The 19,430-nt window shown below is 62.3% G+C and carries 21 protein-coding genes; 11 read left to right on the top strand and 10 right to left on the bottom strand.

Going from position 1 to position 19,430, the window contains the following annotated elements; all coding sequences use genetic code 11:
• Positions 1-39: 39 nt before the first annotated feature.
• Both ESB00_RS15955 and ESB00_RS15950 read right to left on the bottom strand, forming a co-directional pair.
• A complete protein-coding gene (locus ESB00_RS15955; RefSeq protein ID WP_129048781.1) occupies positions 40-336 on the bottom strand; it encodes a Smr/MutS family protein in 297 nt (98 codons plus the stop codon).
• Between the two features lie 112 nt (positions 337-448).
• On the bottom strand, positions 449-745 hold the full coding sequence (locus tag ESB00_RS15950) for a hypothetical protein (protein WP_129048780.1): 297 nt from the start codon (positions 743-745) through the stop codon (positions 449-451).
• Positions 746-1,005: 260 nt separating this feature from the next.
• Here ESB00_RS15950 and ESB00_RS15945 point away from each other — a divergent pair, with 260 nt between their 5' ends.
• Complete coding sequence (locus ESB00_RS15945; protein ID WP_129048779.1) at positions 1,006-1,923, top strand: ABC transporter ATP-binding protein; 918 nt, start codon at positions 1,006-1,008, stop codon at positions 1,921-1,923.
• 11 nt (positions 1,924-1,934) lie between these two features.
• The gene (locus ESB00_RS15940; protein ID WP_129048778.1) at positions 1,935-3,272 is read left to right on the top strand and encodes an ABC transporter permease; all 1,338 of its coding nucleotides are present in this window, start codon (positions 1,935-1,937) and stop codon (positions 3,270-3,272) included.
• A gap of 9 nt (positions 3,273-3,281) precedes the next feature.
• On the opposite strand, the gene ESB00_RS15935 is transcribed toward ESB00_RS15940, so the two are convergent.
• The gene (locus ESB00_RS15935; RefSeq protein WP_164976254.1) at positions 3,282-3,590 is read right to left on the bottom strand and encodes a Sec-independent protein translocase subunit TatA/TatB; all 309 of its coding nucleotides are present in this window, start codon (positions 3,588-3,590) and stop codon (positions 3,282-3,284) included.
• Between the two features lie 32 nt (positions 3,591-3,622).
• Positions 3,623-4,543, bottom strand: a complete 921-nt coding sequence (locus ESB00_RS15930) for an aldose epimerase family protein (RefSeq protein ID WP_129048777.1) — start codon at positions 4,541-4,543, stop codon at positions 3,623-3,625.
• Here ESB00_RS15930 and ESB00_RS15925 point away from each other — a divergent pair.
• The 4 genes from ESB00_RS15925 to ESB00_RS15910 all read left to right on the top strand — a co-directional run bounded on the left by ESB00_RS15925 (position 4,517) and on the right by ESB00_RS15910 (position 8,272).
• A complete protein-coding gene (locus tag ESB00_RS15925) occupies positions 4,517-6,154 on the top strand; it encodes an NfeD family protein (protein ID WP_246026502.1) in 1,638 nt (545 codons plus the stop codon). The genes ESB00_RS15930 and ESB00_RS15925 overlap by 27 nt on opposite strands.
• Positions 6,151-6,618 carry an NfeD family protein gene (locus ESB00_RS15920; protein WP_129048776.1) on the top strand — a complete coding sequence of 156 codons (468 nt, stop codon included), beginning with the start codon at positions 6,151-6,153 and terminating at the stop codon, positions 6,616-6,618. Before ESB00_RS15925 ends, ESB00_RS15920 begins: the two co-directional genes overlap by 4 nt.
• 7 nt (positions 6,619-6,625) lie before the next feature.
• Positions 6,626-7,624, top strand: coding sequence for a flotillin-like protein FloA (floA, locus tag ESB00_RS15915; RefSeq protein WP_129048775.1), 999 nt, complete (start codon positions 6,626-6,628; stop codon positions 7,622-7,624).
• A 78-nt stretch (positions 7,625-7,702) separates the two neighbouring features.
• Positions 7,703-8,272, top strand: a complete 570-nt coding sequence (locus ESB00_RS15910; protein ID WP_164976253.1) for a hypothetical protein — start codon at positions 7,703-7,705, stop codon at positions 8,270-8,272.
• Positions 8,273-8,331: 59 nt separating this feature from the next.
• Here ESB00_RS15910 and ESB00_RS15905 read toward each other — a convergent pair whose 3' ends face one another.
• Together ESB00_RS15905 and ESB00_RS15900 are read right to left on the bottom strand one after the other, a co-directional pair.
• Positions 8,332-9,075: a helix-turn-helix domain-containing protein gene (locus ESB00_RS15905; protein ID WP_129048773.1), complete on the bottom strand. Its 744-nt coding sequence runs from the start codon at positions 9,073-9,075 to the stop codon at positions 8,332-8,334.
• An 84-nt stretch (positions 9,076-9,159) separates the two neighbouring features.
• Positions 9,160-11,706, bottom strand: a complete 2,547-nt coding sequence (locus tag ESB00_RS15900) for an FtsK/SpoIIIE family DNA translocase (RefSeq protein WP_129048772.1) — start codon at positions 11,704-11,706, stop codon at positions 9,160-9,162.
• Between the two features lie 97 nt (positions 11,707-11,803).
• Between ESB00_RS15900 and ESB00_RS15895 the strand changes: the two genes are divergently transcribed.
• The 3 genes from ESB00_RS15895 to dnaJ are packed head-to-tail and all read left to right on the top strand — an operon-like array spanning position 11,804 to position 14,540.
• A complete protein-coding gene (locus ESB00_RS15895) occupies positions 11,804-12,772 on the top strand; it encodes a type I phosphomannose isomerase catalytic subunit (RefSeq protein WP_129048771.1) in 969 nt (322 codons plus the stop codon).
• 20 nt (positions 12,773-12,792) lie between these two features.
• Positions 12,793-13,368 carry a nucleotide exchange factor GrpE gene (locus ESB00_RS15890; RefSeq protein ID WP_129048770.1) on the top strand — a complete coding sequence of 192 codons (576 nt, stop codon included), beginning with the start codon at positions 12,793-12,795 and terminating at the stop codon, positions 13,366-13,368.
• 2 nt (positions 13,369-13,370) lie between these two features.
• The gene (gene dnaJ / locus ESB00_RS15885; protein WP_129048769.1) at positions 13,371-14,540 is read left to right on the top strand and encodes a molecular chaperone DnaJ; all 1,170 of its coding nucleotides are present in this window, start codon (positions 13,371-13,373) and stop codon (positions 14,538-14,540) included.
• On the opposite strand, the gene ESB00_RS15880 is transcribed toward dnaJ, so the two are convergent.
• Positions 14,537-15,088: a DUF2937 family protein gene (locus tag ESB00_RS15880; RefSeq protein ID WP_129048768.1), complete on the bottom strand. Its 552-nt coding sequence runs from the start codon at positions 15,086-15,088 to the stop codon at positions 14,537-14,539. The genes dnaJ and ESB00_RS15880 overlap by 4 nt on opposite strands.
• A gap of 110 nt (positions 15,089-15,198) precedes the next feature.
• On the opposite strand from ESB00_RS15880, the gene purN reads away from it, so the two are divergent.
• Complete coding sequence (purN, locus tag ESB00_RS15875; protein ID WP_129048767.1) at positions 15,199-15,777, top strand: phosphoribosylglycinamide formyltransferase; 579 nt, start codon at positions 15,199-15,201, stop codon at positions 15,775-15,777.
• 2 nt (positions 15,778-15,779) lie between these two features.
• Positions 15,780-16,655 carry a 50S ribosomal protein L11 methyltransferase gene (locus ESB00_RS15870; RefSeq protein ID WP_129048766.1) on the top strand — a complete coding sequence of 292 codons (876 nt, stop codon included), beginning with the start codon at positions 15,780-15,782 and terminating at the stop codon, positions 16,653-16,655.
• Positions 16,656-16,663: 8 nt separating this feature from the next.
• Here the strand turns inward: ESB00_RS15870 and accC are convergent, their stop codons facing one another.
• The 3 genes from accC to ESB00_RS19740 form a co-directional block, all read right to left on the bottom strand.
• On the bottom strand, positions 16,664-18,025 hold the full coding sequence (gene accC, locus ESB00_RS15865) for an acetyl-CoA carboxylase biotin carboxylase subunit (protein ID WP_129048765.1): 1,362 nt from the start codon (positions 18,023-18,025) through the stop codon (positions 16,664-16,666).
• A 54-nt stretch (positions 18,026-18,079) separates the two neighbouring features.
• Positions 18,080-18,565 carry an acetyl-CoA carboxylase biotin carboxyl carrier protein gene (gene accB / locus ESB00_RS15860; protein WP_129048764.1) on the bottom strand — a complete coding sequence of 162 codons (486 nt, stop codon included), beginning with the start codon at positions 18,563-18,565 and terminating at the stop codon, positions 18,080-18,082.
• A 271-nt stretch (positions 18,566-18,836) separates the two neighbouring features.
• Complete coding sequence (locus ESB00_RS19740) at positions 18,837-19,010, bottom strand: hypothetical protein (RefSeq protein ID WP_164976252.1); 174 nt, start codon at positions 19,008-19,010, stop codon at positions 18,837-18,839.
• Positions 19,011-19,430: the final 420 nt, after the last annotated feature.

Here is a 19,430-nt window from a genome sequence, read left to right as displayed (position 1 = left end):
GGGAAAGGACCCGCATCATCGCAGGAAAGTCGCGGCGCTTCAGCAGGAATTATCCGGTTTGAGTGTAACGATGGTCGCGCCCCAGCCTCCGCTGTTCTCGTCGCCGTGCGCGAAGCCCGCCACGCCGGGCGAGCGGCGCAGATGCGCGTGCACCGTGGTGCGCAGCGTGCCGGTGCCCTTGCCGTGCACCACCCGCACGCGAAAAATTCCACGCCGACGGCACTCGGCAAAATAGTCGTCGAGCAACGACGCGATCTCCGCGGGCCGGAACGTGTGCAAGTCGAGTTCACCCGTGATGGGGATGGCGACGGGCTGTTCGGGGTCGTCGGAGGCCATGCGCCCCATGCTTGGGCATCGCCGGCGGCAGGCGATGAAAAAGCCGCCCCTCCCCAGGGGCGGCTTTTTGCACACACACTAATGCACTGACAAAGTGGGAGGCGACTTCGCCTCAGGATTTGGCCGTGGACTTCGCCGTGACGTTAGCCGGGGCATGGGCAACCCGGGTGGCCGGGGCGACATGCTGGCGCAGGGCGCTGAAGTCCGGAGTGATGGCCTTGGCGAGCAGGGGCTGGTGACGGAGCTCGTTCAGGCTCGTCCGGATTTGCTGCTCGGCCGATTCAAAACGGGGTGCGGTGACCACATAGGTCGGGAGCACGAAAACTTCGGAATCGGGTGATTTTGAAGCGGCGCTGGCGATGGTGCTGAGCCCCGCGAGGGTGGCGATGATGAGGAAATTCTTTTTCATGGCGGATATTGTTCTGCCCTCACTACACGCACCCGATGTGCCAAGTTGCAGCCGTGTGTGTAAGTGCGCAGGGATGAGGCAGAAGAATTTTTCTGCGTGGTTTCGCGCTGTTTCTGAATTTTCGCCGAAGGCACGAAGTCGAAATCAGACGTTCCCGGCAATGGGACGGAAGTGCCGGTCACCATGACCATGACCTTCGGAGATGACGGGAGGCTCGTCTTGGCGGACGGATAACCTATTCCTCGGCGCAACCCTTTCCCATGCTCTCCCTTGAAAACATCACCAAGCGCTACGGCGCGCTCACGGCGCTCGATGGCGTTTCGCTGCGGATCGAAGCCGGCGAATTCTTCGGTCTGCTCGGCCCCAATGGCGCCGGCAAGTCCACGCTCATGTCGCTGGTCGCCGGTCTGCGTTCCCCGGATGCCGGCGCGCTCACCCTGAATGGCCAACCGCTCACGGCCGCCGATCCGTCGGCGCGTCTTGCGCTGGGGCTCGTGCCACAGCACATCGCGCTCTACCCAAAGCTCAGCGCGGAACAGAACCTCCGGGTCTTCGGTCAGCTCTACGGGCTCGGCGGAGCCACGTTGCGCGAGCGCATCGATCAGGGACTCGAGGCCATGCAGCTGGCGGACCGTCGCCGCGATCTCGTGCAGACCTTCTCCGGCGGCATGCAGCGCCGCCTCAACATCATCGCCTCGCTCCTGCACCGGCCGAAACTCCTGCTATGCGACGAGCCCACCGTCGGCGTGGACCCGCAGTCGCGCAGCGCCATCTTTGAGTTTCTCGAGAAACTCAATCGCGAAGGCCTGACGGTGATTTACTCCACGCACTACATGGAGGAGGCCACTCGGCTGTGCTCGCGCATCGGCATCATCGACCACGGCAAGATCCATGCGCTGGGCACGCTCGACGAACTGCTGCTCAAGCTGCCCTTCGAGGAGGAGATCCGGTTTCCAGCCGATGAAAATACCGCGACGCTGGCCGCGCAGTTGGCCGGACACGGTGCCATCGCCAAGGCCGGCGACACCTACAGTTTCCGCCCTCAACCCGGGATGAAGCTGTCCCATTTCTACACGCAGTCCGAAGCCCGCGGACTGCCCGCGCGCCTCTTCACCAGCCAGCGCCCGACGCTTGAAGCGCTCTTTCTCCATCTCACCGGCCGCACGCTCCGCGAATAAACCCTCCCGCCATGCGCACCATTCTCGTTCTCGTCCGCAAGGACTTCACCACGTTCTTCCGCAACAAGGCGGCGGTCTCGCTGACTTTCATCGTGCCCTTCGCCCTCATCTGGATCTTCGGTGGCGTTTTCGGCATCAACCGCAAAGACACCGGCCCGAGCGGCATCCCGCTCGCCGTAGTCAACGCCAGCGACAATCCCGCGGCGGCGAAACTCCTCGCGGCCCTACAGGCCGAGCCCGCTTTCAAGGTGATCACCACCACGACCGCAGGCGACAAAACGGCGCGCCCGCTGCGCGAGGAGGATCTGACGCCGCTGATGCGCGACAACAAATTCCGCTTCGCCCTGGTGATCCCGGCCGACGTGGTCAGCGAGCAGGAGTTCGGGCTGCACCTGAAAATCTACAGCAACCCGCGCAACGAGATCGAAACCCAGATGGTGAACGGCATCCTCCAGAAAACGATCTTTGCCAACGTTCCGCAGCTGCTCGGGCAGTCGTTGCTCGCACGCGGGCGGGGCTTCATCGGCGGTGAGCGCCAGCAGTCGTTCAACCGCGACCTCGCCACCAGCATTGCACGCAGTTTCGGCGGCAATGCCGACGACATTCTCAAGGACATCGAGAGCGGTAATTTCGGCTTCGGCGAGCGCGCGGGCAGCTCCGCGGGTTCGACCGCTCCCGCGGAATCGCTCTTCGCCCAGGCGGTGCGCATCGAGTCGGTGCAGGTGGCCGGGCAGGACGTGAAGTCTCCGGCCGCCACGCGCATTGTCGGCGGCTGGGCCATGCAGTTCCTGCTTTTCGCGCTGAGCGGTGCCGCTACGGCCCTGTTCTATGAGCGCGACCACGGCATTTTTCATCGCATCCTGGCCGGACCGGTCGGCCGGTCCCAGATCCTGTGGAGCAAGTTCCTCTTCGGCGTGAGCGTCGGTGTGCTACAGCTCACCGTGCTCTTCATCGGCGGGCGGATTCTCTACGGAATCGACGTGGAAAATCACTTCGGGCTGCTTTTGCTGATGTGTGTGTTCGCGGCCTCGGCCTGCACGGCGTTCGGCATGCTGATCGCCTCGCTGACTTCCTCGCCCGAAGCGGCCAGCGGGCTGGCGACATTCGTGATCCTGGTCATGTGCGCGGTTGGCGGGGCATGGTTCCCCGTGACGTTCATGCCGGAGTTCATCCAGCAGCTGAGCAAGCTGACGATCGTCTATTGGGCGATGGAAGGCTTCGCGCAGGTGCTCTGGGCCAACGCATCGTTCGTTGAGCTGCTCCCGACGCTGGCCATCCTCGGGGGCATCGCGCTTGCGGTGATGGGCATCGCGGTGTGGCGCTTCAACCGCGGAAATATCTTCGGCTGACGCCGCGAATCACTCCGCGGACGGCGGCGGGGAGGAAGGGCTAGGCGGGATGTAGGGTTTCGGCGCGTCGCCCTGGCCGACGGTGCCGACGGGCCGCGGCGAGGGCGGGGGCGGCGGCTCGGCCATGGCCTTGCGGACCTCCTGCTCGACGCCGCTGGTGGCCTTCTTGAACTCCCGCATCGCACGGCCGAAGCCGCGGGCCAGGTCCGGCAGGCGGTCGGCGCCGAACAGCAGCAGGATCACGAACATGATCATCAGCAGTTCGGGACCGCCAATGCCCTCGATGAAGGCGGGGGAAAGATGCAATAGGCCGGGCATTGCTCAGAAACGTGGGGAAATTCCCGGCAAAATCAACCGAGGGAAATTTCGACGTAGAACTTCTGGGTCTGCCCGGGGGCGACGTGGTGCAGTCCGACCTTCGTCTCGGGGGCGTTGGGCGGCCCCATCCAGGGCTCCACGCAATAGAACGGAGACTTCTCGTCCTGGGTCCAGGTGACGACGGCGAAGTCCTTGGCGCTGCTGCCGGCCATGCTGGTGCGGAAGAACAGGCGGTTGCCTGTGCCGGCCTCCGTGACGGCAAACACCTCGCGCTTCAGGCCGGTGTGGATGAGGTCCACCAGCGCGGGGGTGTCGAGGGTTTCGCGGTTGTTTACGCGCGGGCCGGGGACGAGCTGGCCCTTGTCATCGCGCTGCAGGTGCTTGGTGGCGGTGGTCTCCAGCGTGTAGTCACGCCGCGTGCGGCCGCTGCTCCAAGGCAGCGTGAAATAGAAATGATGGCCTGCCGACCACGGGATGGGCGCGCGGCCGTGGTTGGTGAGTTGCAACTCCACAAAGAGTGCCAGCGGGTCGAACCGGTAGCTGACGACGAACTCGTAGTCGTAGGGGTAGGCGGCCTTGGCGGCCTCGTCGGGTATGAACTGCGCGGAAAAGCCGCCCTCGTCGAGACGGGTCAGGTTGAACTTTCCCTGCCGCGCAAGACCGTGCATGGGCATGGGGCGCTGCACGCCGTCCTCCGCCCGCCACTGGTGGATCGCACCGCGGTCGTAGGTGCGGCCGTTGAAGGGGAAAAGGATCGGGTTGCCGCCGCGGACGCTGGCGATGGTGTCGAGATTCTCGACCTCGGGCCAGTAGATGATGTCGCGCACGCTGCCATCGCCGAGGGTGACGTTCCAGTTCATGAGCCGCGCGCCCTTTTCCGGCAGCGCCAGGAAGGACGAGGCGCCGACCTGCCACTTGAAAATCGTGTGCCCGAGATACGGGATGCGTTCCATGGCTTGTTGGTAAAACGAATTGGCGGGCGCGTTCCAACCCAAAGTCAGACAATTTATGCACAAGCCGGCGGGCCGGCCGGAAATAATTCGGGGAATTGTAAGTTGGCGACGCTTGCTTGGCGACGGGCATACGGTAGGATGGCCCTGATGTTTAAGCACGCCCTGATGCTTTTCCCCCTGCTGGCCGCAGCCGCACTCGCCGTCGCCCAAGAGGCGCCGGCGCCGGCCACCTCGCCCAAGAGCGCGGTGGTTGCGCCGGAACCGGCCGTGGTTGGCCCGACCCGGGTCTATGTCATCCCGGTCAAGGACGAGATCAGCACGCCGACCGTTTACATCCTGCGGCGCGGCCTGAAAGAGGCCATCGAGCGGAAGACGGATGTGGTGGTGCTCGATATGAACACCCCTGGTGGTGCCCTCGACAAGACGTTCGAGATCATGGAGGCGCTCGACAAGTTTCCCGGCAAGAAGCTGACCTACGTGGACAGCGAGGCGATGTCGGCTGGCGCCTTCATCTCGGCGGCGACGGATGAAATCTGGTTTGCCCCGAGTGCGGTCATTGGCGCCGCCGCCCCGGTGCTCGCTACCGGCGGTGAGGTGGACAAGACGATGAAACAGAAAATCGTCAGTTACCTGCGCGCGCGGGTGCGGGCGACCTCCGAGGGCAAAGGCTTCCGCGGTCAGGCCGTGCAGGCGATGATCGACGAGGATTTCGAGCTGAAGATCGGCGACAAGGTAATCAAGCCCAAGGGTGAGCTGCTTTCCTTGACCGCCACCGAAGCCCTGGAACTTTACGGCGAGCCACCCCAGCCGCTGCTCGGTGCGGGCAAAGCAGCGAACATCGAGGAGCTCCTTGCCAGCAAGTTCGGTGCAGGCAAATACACCGTGCAGAAATTCCAAGTCACTTGGTCCGAGAAACTCGCCCAATATCTGAACGCCATTTCACCGGTGCTGATGGGGCTTGGCATGCTGGCGCTCTTCATTGAGTTCAAGACCCCCGGATTTGGCATCTTCGGCATCGCGGGCATTACGCTGCTGGCGATCGTGTTCCTCGGCAATTACGTGGCCGGATTCTCCGGGCACGAGCCGATCCTGCTCTTTGCAATCGGTCTAATTCTGGTGGCGGTCGAGCTGATTTTCTTTCCCGGCATAGCCATCGTGGCCGTAAGCGGCCTGGCGTTGATGCTGGGTTCGATGGTCTGGGCCATGGCAGATCTCTGGCCGGGTGAACCGATCAGCGTGGCTTGGTCGGGCGACGCCTTCGTACGGCCGCTCCAGAATGTGGGTTTGGGCCTGGCGCTGGCCGTCCTTTTGGGCGTGGCCCTGCTGCGCTACCTGCCGAAAGGCTGGGTGTGGGACAAAATGATTGTCCAAACCGCCGTGGCAGGAACCGCCCAAATTTCCGGCGCAGCGCCCGAGGCCCGGGGGCAGATTCTTTCCCTTGTGGGTCAGACCGGCGTGGCTGTCACCATGCTGCGGCCTAGCGGTCAGGTGGAGATCGGCGGCCGGCGCTACGAGGCCAAGGTCGAGGTCGGGGGCATTGACACCGGCGAGGCGATCGTGGTCAGTGGGCGCACGGATTTCGGTCTCGTCGTTGAAAAGGCCAAGTTATGAACGCCATCATTATCCTGTTTCTCATCGGTGTGCTGTTGCTGGCCGGCGAGGTCTTTGTGCCCGGCGCGATCCTCGGCATCATCGGCGGGCTTTGTATGCTCGTGGGCTGCGTGCTGGCGTTTGTGAACTTTGGCCTGGCTGGCGGGCTCATCGCCACGGCCGTGGCCGTGGTGCTGCTGGGCCTGATGCTTTACATCGAGCTGATCTGGCTGCCCAAGACGCGTGTCGGCAAGAAGCTCATTGTGCAGTCCGCGGTCACCGCCACCAGTCAGCCGCCAGTGGCTGACCTTCAGGCCGTGGTGGGCAAGACCGCCGAGGCGATCACGCCGCTCGTGCCGAGCGGTTACGTGATCGTCGAGGGGCGTCGCTACGAGGCGTTCTCACAATCCGGACATGCGCCGAAGGGGGCCATGCTGCGGGTCACGGGCCTCGACAATTTCCGTCTAATTCTAACTAAATCCTGAAACTACCATGCCCTCCGTCATTGTGCTCGTCCTGATCGGCGTACCCGCGCTGATCGCGTTCTTCATCGTGTTCTCGTTCTTCAGCACCTGGCTGAAGGCGATGCTCAACGGCGCGCCCGTGGGCATGCTCAACCTGCTCGGCATGCGCCTCGGCGGCGTGCCCTACAGCCTGGTGGTTGATGCCCGCATCACTGCCGTGAAGGCCGGCATCGAGCTGGCGACCGACAAGATCGCCGCCCACTTCCTCGCCGGTGGCAACGTCGTGCCGACCGTGCAGGCCATCGTCGCCGCGCAGAAGGCCGGCATTGAGCTCGATTGGGACCGGGCTTGTGCCATCGACCTCGCGACCAAGGGCTCGGGCAAGAGCGTGGTTGAGGCCGTGCGCACCTCGGTGGACCCGAAGGTCATTGACTGCCCCAATCCCGAGGGCGGCCGCACCACGATCGACGGCGTGGCCAAGGACGGCATCCAGGTGAAGGTGAAGGCGCGCGTGACTGTGCGCACCAACCTCGGCCGCTTCGTCGGTGGCGCCAAGGAGGAGACTATCATCGCCCGCGTCGGCGAGGGCATCGTCACCACCATCGGCTCGGCCGAGACCTACAAGACCGTGCTCGAGAGCCCGGACAGCATTTCCAAGGTGGTGCTGCAGCGCGGTCTCGATGTAGGCACGGCGTTCGAGATCCTTTCCATCGATATCGCCGACGTGGACGTGGGTGAGAACGTGGGCGCCAAGCTCCAGGAAGCGCAGGCCGAGGCGAACAAGAACATGGCCCAGGCGCAGGCGGAAATCCGCCGCGCGGCCGCGGTCGCGCTCGAGCAGGAAATGAAGGCCAAGGTGCAGGAAATGCAGGCCGAAGTCGTGCGGGCCCAGTCCGAGGTGCCGCGCGCCATGGCCGAGGCCTTCCGTCAGGGCAAGCTGGGCGTCATGGACTACTACAAGATGGAAAACATCCAGTCCGACACCGCCATGCGCGGCTCGATTGCACATCCCGAGGGCAAGAAATAAGCCGGAATTGCCGCCCATTCACGCCTTCCCCTTCCGGTCATGAAATGGATCCAACTGCTGCTCGATAACATCTGGGCCGTGATCATCATCGGCGGTGTCCTGCTGCAGTTGTTCCAGGCCATCACGAGGAAGAAGGGGGCGGACGAGTCTGCTCTCGGGCAGCCGGAGCAGTCCAAGGAATTCGAGTTCGAGGATCCCGAGTTGGCTGAGCGCACGCGCAAGATCCGCGAGGAAATCCAGCGCAAGATCGCCCAGCGCCAACGGGGTGGCACCGCGCAAGAAACTGCTACCGTACCGGAATATGCCGAGGAGGGCTCGGACACTCCGCCTCCGCTCGTCCGGGAAGTGATAGTTTCCTCTCCGCAGCCGACACCACAGTTGCGCAGCGGCTCACGTATTGATGCGCAGCGTCAGGCCGAAATTTTGGAGCAGCAGGCCGCGTGGCAGGAAAAATTGATCGAAGCCAAGCGCATGAAGGAGTCCGCGTCGAAGCGCACCGAGTTTGAGGAAGCGACGGCCGACCACAGCGCCGCGAAGCGGGCGGCCACCCGCTCAACGGTAGTGGGCGATCTGCGCAGTCCCGAAGCCCTGCGCCGCGCGTTCATTCTGCGCGAAGTGCTCGGTCCGCCCGTGGCGCTACGGAAGTAGCACCTGATGCTTGCGGGTGGGTTGCCCGCACTTCGCCTTGAGCCGGCCCGGGCTGATACTCAGTCGAGGGCAAAGCGGCCGTAGCCGTCGAGTGGAACGGGATAGCTGCGGCCGTTGACTTCCATTCGGATGTTTTTGCCGGTTTCCACGGTAATGAGAAGTCTGCCCTGCTTCTTGAAAGATTTGGCCTCTCCCTTGGTGAGGGCTCCGTTGAACAGGGTGGCGCCGTCGAGATCCTGCACGACCTTGACGCGGGTCGCCTCCACCGCGGTCAGCACGAGGGTTTGGGCGGGCTCGGCCTGCACGGTAGGGGTGGCAGACTCGGTGACCGTCGCGGCAGGTTTGGCCGGGGTGCGCGAGGTGAGCACGTTGATAAGCAGGAGAATCACGACAATGACGACGAGGGCGCCTCCACCCACGAGACCGAACTTGATCAGCATGGCCTTGTCGTTGGCGGAGCCACCTCCGACTTTTTCGCCGGTGTCGCTGGAGTCGGCCTTGCGCGGCTCGGCGCCGAAGTCCACCCGGCCGAGCGGTTCGCGGTGTTCGCGGCGGGCGGGCTTGGTCTCGCGGCCGAGGGCCGTCTCGACTTCGTTGACGATGCGCTCCGCATCCATCTCAAGATAGCGGGCGTAGGTGCGGACGAAACCCCGGATGTAGAGCGGCGGCAGGTCGATGTCGAAGGAGTTGGCCTCGAACTTCTGCAGATAGTCGCCGCGGATCTTCGTGTGCTCGGCCGCCTCGCGGATAGAAAGGCCCTTCCGTTTCCGTGCCTCCTCGAGTCGTTCGCCGATGGTCTGCATGGGAATTGAGTTAGGAAAGGCGGAGGGTCATGTCACCACGAAACACGCGCCGGACGCGAAATTCGGCGTGAAACGCGGCGGCGGTCACGGCTGGTAGGTGTCGAGGTCCACGAGGATCTCGCGCGGCGAGGAACCGTTCTCGGGGCCGACGATGCCCTTGTCCTCCATGAGATCCATGATGCGCGCGGCGCGGTTGTAGCCGATGCGAAGCTTGCGCTGGAGGGTGGAGGTGGAGGCGCGGCGACTGGCCTTGATCACGTCGAAGGCCTGCATGAACAGTTCCTGGTCGTCGCCGAGGTCGTCGCTGCCACCCTCACCATCCTCATCGTCGTCCTCCTTGGCGGCGCGGTCGATCTGCTGCTGGACGGACTGGGCGTATTGGGGCGGACCGTTGCGCTTGAGGAACTCGACCAGCTCGATGACCTCATCGTCAGCCACGAAGGCGCCTTGGGCGCGCACGAGGCGCGAGCTGCCCGGGGGCGAGAAGAGCATGTCGCCGCGGCCGATAAGCGTGTCGGCGCCCTTGGTATCGAGAATGGTGCGGGAGTCCACCTGCGAGGCCACCTGGAAGGCGATACGCGAGGGGAGGTTGGCCTTGATTACGCCGGTGATGACGTTCACCGACGGGCGCTGGGTGGCAATGATGAGGTGGATGCCGGCGGCACGGGCAAGCTGGGCGAGGCGGGCGATGCTGGTCTCGATCTCGGCCGGGTTGACCATCATGAGGTCGGCGAGCTCGTCGATAATGGCGACAATGTAGGGCAGGCGGTCGGGAATCTCGATCTCTTCGGCGACGCCCTCCAACTCGGCCTGCTGTTCGGTGGGTGGGAACTCGGCGGCCTTGGGGTCCTTCTTGCGGTTGTTGAAGCCGGTGATGTTGCGGACGTTGACCTTGGCGAAAATCTGGTAGCGCTGTTCCATCTCGCTCAGCAGCCACTTCAGCGCACCGGGCACCTTCTTCGGCTCTGTGACCACCGGGATGAGCATGTGGGGCAGGGTGTTGAAGATCTTCAACTCGACGACCTTCGGGTCCACCATGATCAGGCGCAGATCCTTGGGGCTTTTCGAATAGAGGATGGAGGCGACGATGGAGTTGATGCAGACCGATTTGCCCGAGCCAGTAGCGCCCGCGATGAGCAGGTGGGGCATCTTGGTGAGGTCGGAGACGAGCGGCTTGCCAGAGACATCCTTGCCGAGGGCGATGGGAATCTCGGCCTTGGCGCCAACCCAGTCTTCGCTCTCGAGTATTTCGCGCATGCCGACGGGCGTGGGCTTCTGGTTGGGCACCTCGACACCGACGGCGGCCTTGCCCGGGATGGGGGCAAGGATGCGCACCGACTGCGCGCGCATGCCGAGGGCGATGTTCTTGTCGAGGCCCGAGATTTTTTCGACGCGCACACCGGCGGCGGGAACGACCTCGTAGCGGGTGATGACGGGGCCGACGTGGATTTCGCCCAGCGTGACCTCGACGCCGAATTCGCCGAGGATGCGGAGGAGGTTTTCGGCGTTCTGGCGGTGTTCCTCCTCGCTGTTGCCCTCGGTTTTTACCTGCTCGCGCAGGAGCTTGAGCGGCGGAAACTCGTAATCCTTGTCGTCGCTCTGCGGGAGGGTGACCTTGGCTTTCTTGGTTTCCTCGGGCTTGACGATGTTGAGTTCGAGTTTGCCTGTGGCCACGGCGAGGTCCTTGGGGTCGGTCGCGGTCTTGCTAGCGGCAGCCTTAGCAGGCGCCGGCTGCGGCGGAGTGGTGACGGTTTTGGCCGGCTTTTCGGGTTCGGGGGCGGGTTTGACCGCAGCGGCAGGGATGAACTTGGGTTTCTCGGCGAGCGGGTCTTCCGTCTTGGGCACGACCATCTTTTTGCTGGTGCCGGCATTGATCGCGGGTGCGGCGACCGTTGCGGCCGCGGCGGCCTCGGCCTGCCTGGCCTTGGCGGCTTCCTCGCGCTGCTTGCGGCGCTCCTCGGCGATGGCGGCCTTGAGCGCGGCGCGCTTATTGCGCCACTCAGACAGGGCGAGGAGCAGCCGCTCAAACTCCATACCGATGTCGCGCGTGAAGATGAAGAGCATGCTCGCGAGATAAACGCTGCCGAGAACCAGGCCCGATCCAAACGGTCCCAGCAAAGCCCCGAAAATGTCGCGATAGAAAACCTTGCCCAGGGCGCCGCCCGGGCCCTCCTGATAATAATCCAGGTCAGTGAAGAGGGTGCTCTGCATGTCCAGCAACGAGGCGCCCGTCACCACGGCGATGATCAAAGCCACGGATCGCGTCGCCGTCAGGTGGCGGGCTCGCAGCATGTAGATGTAGGTCATCCAGAACAGAAACGCCGGGATCAGCCAGCCGGCGGCACCGAGCAACCACACGCTCCCGGCCGAGTAGAGATCGCCGATGATGCCGAGGCGCTTGATGCCGTTGGGCACAAACTCGCGCTGCTCCATTTTGCCCTTAACCACCTCGCTGCTGCCACCACTGGTGTGGACGCTGCTTTCCGCCGGCAGATAGTAGAACAGCCAATAGGAAATCAGCACAGCTAAAGCTAGGCACAACAAAGCGGCCAACAGGTTCCGGCTGTGGCGCGGACCCTCGAACGAGGGCGTATCTTTTTCCTTTGGATTTGCTCTGTCCGCTTTGGGCATTTTCAGTGTGTGACCGAATTTATTGCAGGTTCATCGGCTCGGAGGGTCAATGTAAAAGCCCCCGCCAAGAATTCCGCAAACCGTTTGTCTCCAAAGCATGACACCACTTCTCAAATTCAAGCCAGTCTATCAGGAACGCGTCTGGGGCGGTCGCGGGCTCGAGTCGTTTCTCGGTCGCAAACTGCCCGGTTCCACGCCGATTGGAGAGAGCTGGGAGCTCGTAGACCGCGTGGAAGCACAGTCGCTGGTGGAGGGCGGACCTTGGGCGGGACGGTCGTTGCGTGAGCTGATGGCGACGCATGGCGCCGAGCTCATGGGGCCGCACTGGCCGAAGGAGCGGCCGTTTCCGATCCTCGTGAAGTGGCTGGATTGTCGCGAGCGCCTCAGCCTCCAGGTGCATCCACCCGCGAGCATCGCGGCGAAGCTCGGCGGCGAACCGAAGACCGAGAACTGGTATGTCGCCCGCGCCGAGCCTGGCGCCGCGGTGCTCGCCGGTCTTAAGCCCGGGGTCGATGCCGCGGCGTTTCGCGAGGCGCTCAAGGACAACTCCGCCGAGTCACTCGTGCATCGGTTGCCGACGCAGGGCGGGGACTCACTGCTCATCCACAGCGGCGTCATGCATGCCATCGACGGCGGCAACATGATCCTCGAGATCCAGCAGAACTCCGACACGACCTACCGCGTCTATGACTGGGGTCGCGTTGGTCTTGATGGCAAACCGCGGGCGATGCACGTCGAGCAATCCATGGCATCGTTGGAGGCCAACACTGCCGCCGCGCCATCACTTGTCCGCAACGGGGAGAAGACGGCGGTGCTGGCGCAGTGCCGGGAGTTCCGCATTACCCGCCACCGCCTGGCGCGGGGCGAAGGCCTGACCTTCAATGCCTGTGAGCAGGCGCGGATTCTTTCCGTGGTAGGCGGCCGACTCGCGGCCGGGGAGACCACGCTGACGTTGGGCGACAACGCTTTGCTGCCGTTTGGCGGCAAGTTCGGCTTCATCGCGGTCGAGGACGCCCAAGTGCTGGTCACGGATGGTTTCAGCTCGCTTGAAAAAGCAAAAGCATGAGGTAATTTCCGCCCCCTTTCATGAGCGAGAACAGTCAGACCGAAACCACCCAGCCCAATCCCGCACCCGCCGGTGCCACGGCCGAGCCTGCGCCGGCTCCGGCCGCGCCCAGCTTGGAGGAACAGCTCGCGGCAGCGAAGAAAGAGTCTGCGGCCAACTACGACCGCTACACGCGCGCCGTGGCCGATCTTGAGAATTTCCGGAAGCGCACGGTGCGCGAGAAAGACGAGCTCCGGCAGTTTGCCGCCTCCGGCGTGATGGAGGACATCATCCCGATCCTCGACAACCTCGGCCTGGGTCTCGGTGCGGCGAAACAGCAGACCGACGTGAAGGCGATTACCGACGGCATCACGCTCGTGCTGGAACAGTTCAAGAGCACGCTCGCCAAGCACGGCCTCAAGGAGATCAACCCGCAGGGCCAGGCCTTTGATCCAAACCTGCACGACTGCATTTCGCACCAGCCCAGCGCCGAGGTGCCCGAGGAGAAGGTCAGCATGGTCGTGCGTCTCGGCTACTCGCTGAACGGACGATTGCTGCGTCCGGCGTCGGTCGTGGTTTCCAGCGGCCCGGCCAAACCCGCGGAGGCGAAGGACTGACCATGGCCGCCGGACAAAAACAGGACTACTACGAGCTGCTCGGCGTGGCGAAGGGCGCCAGCGAGGAGGAACTGAAGAAGGCCTACCGTAAGAAGGCCGTGCAGTATCACCCGGACAAGAATCCCGGCAACAAGGAGGCGGAGGAGATGTTCAAGAAAGTCTCCGAAGCTTACGAGGTGCTGAAGGACCCCGAGAAGCGTGCCGCGTACGACCGCTATGGCCATGCGGCCTTCGAGCAGGCCGGCGCCGGGCCGCGCGGCGGCGGTGGCTACGGTGGCGGCGGTTTCCACGATCCTTTCGACATTTTCCGCGAAGTCTTTGGCCAGCGCGGCGGCGGGGCCGGCGGCATCTTCGATGAGTTCTTCGGTGGTGGCGGGGGCGAAGGCAACGGCGGCGGCTCCGGCCGTGGGTCGGACCTGCGCTATGATCTCGAGATTTCGCTGGAGGAGGCGGCCAAGGGCGTGGAGAAGGAGATTTCCTTCCGCCGTGCCGGCGCCTGCAAGCACTGTAGCGGTTCGGGAGCAGAACCCGGTTCCAAGAAGACGACCTGTCCAACCTGCCGCGGCGCCGGGCAGGTGACCACCTCGCGAGGATTCTTCCATGTCCGCCAGGTCTGTCCAACCTGCCATGGCTCGGGTTCGCGATTCGAGAAGGTTTGTGCGAAATGCTCCGGCGATGGCCGGGTGCAGGAAACCGCCAAGATCAACGTGCGCATCCCGCCCGGTGTGGACACGGGCTCCAAGCTTCGTTCCACGGGCAACGGAGAAGCGGGCGTGATGGGCGGCTCGGCCGGCGATCTCTACATCGTGATCGTCGTCAGGGAGCACGAGGTGTTCGAGCGGCAGGGCGACGACCTGTTTTGCGAGATGCCCATCAAGTTCACGCTAGCTACGCTCGGAGGCACCGTCCAAGTGCCGACCATGGAGGGCAAGGCCACGCTCAAGATCCCTGCCGGCACGCAGTCGGGCACCACCTTCCGGCTCAAGGGCCGAGGCATGCCGCAGCTGCGCGGCGGCGTGCAGGGCGACCAACTTATCCGGGTCCATGTCGAGGTGCCGACCTCGCTTAACTCCGAGCAAAAGCGCAAGCTGGAGGAATTCGCCCAGGCCTGCGGCGACGCCGACGAACCGGTTTCGAAGAGCTTCTTCGAGAAGGCGAAAAAGTTCTTCTAAGCGCCAGCCCTTGCGGTGGCAGGAGCGCTTGAGCGGGTGAACACCAGCCCGAACAGACGCTTCAGGCCCAGATGGTACAGCGCCAGGATGATCAGCATGCCGGCGAGGGCGTAAACCAAGCCCTCGGCGGTCGTGGGCACGGCAGGCTGGTAAACACCGGCCGTGGCGCGGGCGATGCTGGGGTCGAGTTGCCGAACGAAAACGAACGGTCGCTCCCACAGTGCGGCCGACAGCAGGGCGTCGTGCGCGGATTGGAGCGAGGCGACGCGATCGACGGAGTCGCTCATGACGCCACCGAGTTTGGCCACGGCGGAGTCGGCATTGGCGGCGGTCTGGCTGATGAACTGGTCAAGCGTGAGACCGGCCTGGTCGGCGGTTTTCTGAAAAGTGGCGAGCTGGCGGCGGGCTTCATCGAGATGCCCGCCGAGACGCTGCAGGTATTGCTGCATGAACTCCGGGCCTTGGGAAAACAACACCGCGCCGACCACGCACAGGATGCGATCGGTGAGACTGTCGAAGAGGCTGAGGAATCCCCGGCCGGATTTCATGGCGCGAGCGTGCGCGGATTCGCCCCGCAGGCAAGCAGGGTGCGCTTAGTGGTGAAGGTTTGACAGAAATAATGCGTGCCTCCCCTCCACGCCCCGACCTAAATGGGCGGATGCGAGTTGTAATTCTCGGTTCAGGAAGAGGCAGCAATGCCGAGGCGATCCTGCTGGCGCAGCAGGCCGGCCGGCTGGGTGCGGCTCGGGTAGTGCAGATTCTTGCGGACAAGCCGGAGGCGGGGATTCTGGCGCTGGGCGCACGGTTTGGTGTTCCGGCGAAGTTTGTGGATCCCGCACCGTTCAGGACCAAGCTGGAAGGCGAAGGCGAAGCCCGATTTATCGCGGCGGTGCGTCAGGCTCAGCCTGATTTGGTGGTGCTGGCGGGCTTCATGCGCGTGTTGAAGGCGGGGTTTCTGGGGGCCTTTGCGGGTAAGATCATCAATTTGCATCCCAGTTTACTGCCGGCTTTCCCGGGGCTGGATGGAATTGGACAGGCCTTGCGGGCCGGCGTGAAAGAAACCGGTTGCACAGTGCATGAGGTAACGATGGACGTGGATGCCGGTCGAATTCTTGAACAGGCGCGCGTGCCAATCGAACCGGGTGAAACCCTCGATTCGCTGGCGGCCAAAGTGCATGCCGCCGAGCACAAACTGCTACCAATGGTCATCGCCCGGCTAAGCCACGGAGAGAAATAAACATGGCCACCGTATTTGAGTTCAAAATTGAGGTCGCACTGGGGGCCGTACCGGCCATCGAGGATCAGTTGGCCGAACGTGAAGAGCAGCACCTGATGGTGATCGAGGATAAGGCATCGGGTCGGGCTTGGTTGACGGGGTATTTCGAGACACGTGTGGTTGCGCAAGCATCATGGGAAGGGTTTGCCCCGCTCATGGACCCCGAGTGGCTGGCAACCGAGCCGGTTATCAGCGAATTGGCCGACAAGGACTGGAAAGAGAGCTATAAAGAGCACTTCAAGGCCTGGCAGTTTGGCCCCCTGCATTGGGTGCCGGTCTGGGAACGCGAAACGTTCCGACTGCCGGAGGGTGATCAAGTCCTGTGGTTGGACCCTGGCATGGCCTTTGGCACCGGCAATCACGAGACGACGAGACTGGTGGTGGAGCGCTTGGTGAAGCTCGCGACCGAGAAAGGCGTCGGCGGGCGGGTGATTGATGCCGGTTGCGGTTCGGGTATCCTGGCCCTGTCTGCCATAAAGCTTGGCTACTTGCGCGTAGCGGCATTTGACAACGACCCTCTGGCCGTGGACGTCAGCCGGGATAATGCTGCTCTCAATGGTTTGGTCGGGCGCGTGGAGTTCTACGTCGGAGACTTGGTGACCGGGTTGGCTGGCCGTCAGGCCGAGCTGTTGCTGGCAAACATTCAGGCGGATGTGCTGATGCGATATGCCCCAGAATTGGTCGGTTCCGTTGCCCCACATGGGACGCTTGTCCTCAGCGGCATTTTAGCGAGCGAACTGGCTCTGGTGCGGGATACTTTTGTCACCCAGGCCGGTGGTTGGCAGGTGGACTCGCGCGTGATGGGCGAGTGGAGTGACTTGGTGCTGATCCGACCCTAAGCCTTGGTTCAGAACAAGTCGGTCGGCGTGCGGGAAAGAAAGTCTTCCATGTAGGCCGTGGTGGCCTTGCCGTCGATGAAAACAGGGTCGCTCATGATGGCCTTGTGCAGGGGGATAGTGGTCTTGATGCCACGCACAAGGTATTCGCTGAGGGCACGGTAACTGCGCTGGAGGGCGATCTTTCGCGTGTCGCCGTAACAAATCAGCTTGCCGATCATGGAATCATAATATGGCGGGATAGTGTAGCCGCTGTAAACGTGGGAGTCCACACGCACACCGTGGCCGCCCGGCGCATAATAGAGCGAGATAGTTCCGGGCGATGGGGCGAAGTTGCGGGCCGGGTCTTCGGCATTGATGCGGCACTCGATGGCGTGCTTCTCAAATTTGATATCCCCTTGGTCGAAATCGAGCTTCTCGCCGTTCGCTACACGAATCTGCTGCTTGATCAGGTCAATTCCGGTGACTTCTTCGGTCACGGGGTGCTCAACCTGGATGCGCGTGTTCATCTCGATGAAGTAGTAATTGCCCTTGGCATCCACGAGAAACTCGATGGTGCCGGCGTTTTGGTATTCGGCAGCCTCGGCGGCCTTAACGGCGGCCTTCCCCATCTTTTTTCGGAGGTCGGCGGTAAGAAAGGGGGAGGGTGATTCCTCAATCAGCTTTTGGTGGCGGCGCTGAACGGAGCAGTCGCGCTCACCGAGGTGCAGAACCTTGCCATGGCTGTCCGCGAGGATCTGGAACTCAATGTGGCGGGGTTTCTCGATGTATTTCTCGATGTATACGGACCCGTTGCCGAAGGCTTTTTCCGCTTCCCCGCGGGCTACGTGGAATTCCTTGGCAAAGGAGACGTCGTTGTGGGCAATGCGCATACCACGACCGCCGCCGCCGGCTACAGCCTTGATGATCACAGGGTAGCCGATTTTGCGGGCAATTTTAACGGCCTCAGCCTCGCTGTCTATTGGACCGTCTGAGCCTGGAACAGTGGTCACCCCCGCTTTACGAACGGTATCCTTGGCGATAGCTTTGTCGCCCATGATCCGAATACTCTTCGACTTCGGGCCGATGAACTTGATGTTACAGGATTCGCATTGCTCGGCAAATTTCGCGTTTTCTGAGAGAAAGCCGTAGCCGGGGTGAATCGCATCGACGTCGGCAATTTCAGCCGCGCTTATGATCCGGTCGGCGCGCAGATAGCTGTCGGAGCTCTTGGGGCCACCGATGCAGATTGCTTCGTCAGCGAGTTGGACGTGGAGGGATTGCACGTCAGCCTCAGAGTACACGGCCAATGTCTTGATACCGAGTTCGCGACAGGCGCGGATGATGCGGAGCGCGATTTCACCGCGATTGGCGATGAGGACCTTCTGGATCATGAGGATAAAAAAATTGAGCCGGACAGCTGACTGCCCGGCTCTAGGCAAACTGGCTTAGTTGAGCTTAACCTTGAATAGGCGCTGTCCGTATTCAACCGGCTGTCCGTTTTCAACGAGGACTTCCACAACTGTTCCTTTTGCCTCGGCTTGGATTTCGTTCATGATCTTCATCGCTTCGATGATGCAGACGACCGATTTTTCCTCAACCTTTGTGCCGGAATCTACAAATGGAGGATTTTCAGGGGAAGGTGAACGGTAGAAAGTGCCTACCATCGGGGATTTTACGTAAGCAAACCCGGCTTCGTCACCTCCTGATGCAGCCGTATTGGAGTGAGGCGTAGGTAGAGATTTCGGGGCAGCCGAGGCCTCAGGCAATAGCACGGGGAAGGGGTGAGTGGATTGAGGAGCGGCCGCGACCATCGGGAGGCCATTCACTCCACGCTTAATTTTGATTTTGAAGCCTTCTTCCTCGAATTCGAATTCGGAAAGTTCAGAGCGCTTCATCAGATCGATGATCTGTTTAATTTGTTTAAGGTCCAAGCAAACGCCTTGGTTGAGTTAAGTCGCAGAGTTAATGCCTTCTTTAGAGCATGCGTTCAAAAGAACTTTAAATTGTCAAAGCAACCCTCGATTTGTCTTCCAACTGCTTTTGTGTAAAAAGCCCAAAATATGGGCAAAAATACCCTAATTTTTGCCGTAATTCGCAAAAACCACCCGCATTTTGAATGCTACTCTTCACAGGATTAGTGTGGATTGCGTCGTACCAGGCTAATCATCAATACTCCCGCATGCTCGTCACTTGTTTGCTGCCTCATCCAGATAGGCGTAGTTCCCGGGTGAGGTGGAGGTTAATGAACATGTGCTCGTCGAGGTACTCGTCGCGGTGATTGCCGTTGAAGCTTTCGGTGTAGTCTTTCTTGGGCAGCTTGCCCGGGTTGAAGACGCGATGAGCGACCAGTTGCTCTTGGGGCCAGCGTACTAGCACCTGATTGGCAAATTTGGGTACGCTGTTGGCCCATAGGCTATGAGTCCGCCCACGTGACCGCGCGAACCAATACCAGCAAGCGGGTGAGACGGGACCCGTACGGCATGGCGTATGCCTTGATCTAGAGGGTCTCGATGGTGTATTCAGCGTGATCGTGAGCCGTCGAAGTGACCGACCGTTGGTCAGCCGGTCATGGACGCAGTCCAGATACCAGCGAAAGTTGGGCTGCGCTTGGGTCGGCGGTCGTTCATTGCTGCGGGCCAATCGTTGTCTGCGCCGGCGGTGCTATCGGACCTGCAAGCCCACGGACTGTTATGAGTGGATAGCCCCCTTGTGATTGTCAGACATGCCTTCATGGCGCAGCGGCACCAGCAATTCGCGAAAGCCTCTTCGGCGGCGATTAACGGTATGACGCCGCAG

The sequence above is a fragment of the Oleiharenicola lentus genome (assembly GCF_004118375.1).
GTDB lineage: Bacteria > Verrucomicrobiota > Verrucomicrobiia > Opitutales > Opitutaceae > Lacunisphaera > Lacunisphaera lenta.
The sequence above is the reverse complement of the archived record's forward strand: the minus strand, read 5'-3'. Positions and strand labels throughout refer to the sequence as shown.

Excerpts from the sequence above, each read along its gene's own strand:
- ESB00_RS15900 (WP_129048772.1), bottom strand. The coding sequence starts at position 11,706 with ATGCCCAAAGCGGACAGAGCAAATCCAAAGGAAAAAGATACGCCCTCG.
- ESB00_RS15955 (WP_129048781.1), bottom strand. The coding sequence starts at position 336 with ATGGCCTCCGACGACCCCGAACAGCCCGTCGCCATCCCCATCACGGGT.
- dnaJ (WP_129048769.1), top strand. The coding sequence starts at position 13,371 with ATGGCCGCCGGACAAAAACAGGACTACTACGAGCTGCTCGGCGTGGCG.
- ESB00_RS15895 (WP_129048771.1), top strand. The coding sequence starts at position 11,804 with ATGACACCACTTCTCAAATTCAAGCCAGTCTATCAGGAACGCGTCTGG.
- ESB00_RS15935 (WP_164976254.1), bottom strand. The coding sequence starts at position 3,590 with ATGCCCGGCCTATTGCATCTTTCCCCCGCCTTCATCGAGGGCATTGGC.
- floA (WP_129048775.1), top strand. The coding sequence starts at position 6,626 with ATGCCCTCCGTCATTGTGCTCGTCCTGATCGGCGTACCCGCGCTGATC.
- ESB00_RS15880 (WP_129048768.1), bottom strand. The coding sequence starts at position 15,088 with ATGAAATCCGGCCGGGGATTCCTCAGCCTCTTCGACAGTCTCACCGAT.
- ESB00_RS15930 (WP_129048777.1), bottom strand. The coding sequence starts at position 4,543 with ATGGAACGCATCCCGTATCTCGGGCACACGATTTTCAAGTGGCAGGTC.
- ESB00_RS15945 (WP_129048779.1), top strand. The coding sequence starts at position 1,006 with ATGCTCTCCCTTGAAAACATCACCAAGCGCTACGGCGCGCTCACGGCG.
- ESB00_RS15950 (WP_129048780.1), bottom strand. The coding sequence starts at position 745 with ATGAAAAAGAATTTCCTCATCATCGCCACCCTCGCGGGGCTCAGCACC.
- purN (WP_129048767.1), top strand. The coding sequence starts at position 15,199 with ATGCGAGTTGTAATTCTCGGTTCAGGAAGAGGCAGCAATGCCGAGGCG.
- ESB00_RS15870 (WP_129048766.1), top strand. The coding sequence starts at position 15,780 with ATGGCCACCGTATTTGAGTTCAAAATTGAGGTCGCACTGGGGGCCGTA.
- accC (WP_129048765.1), bottom strand. The coding sequence starts at position 18,025 with ATGATCCAGAAGGTCCTCATCGCCAATCGCGGTGAAATCGCGCTCCGC.
- ESB00_RS15940 (WP_129048778.1), top strand. The coding sequence starts at position 1,935 with ATGCGCACCATTCTCGTTCTCGTCCGCAAGGACTTCACCACGTTCTTC.
- ESB00_RS15890 (WP_129048770.1), top strand. The coding sequence starts at position 12,793 with ATGAGCGAGAACAGTCAGACCGAAACCACCCAGCCCAATCCCGCACCC.
- ESB00_RS15905 (WP_129048773.1), bottom strand. The coding sequence starts at position 9,075 with ATGCAGACCATCGGCGAACGACTCGAGGAGGCACGGAAACGGAAGGGC.
- ESB00_RS15920 (WP_129048776.1), top strand. The coding sequence starts at position 6,151 with ATGAACGCCATCATTATCCTGTTTCTCATCGGTGTGCTGTTGCTGGCC.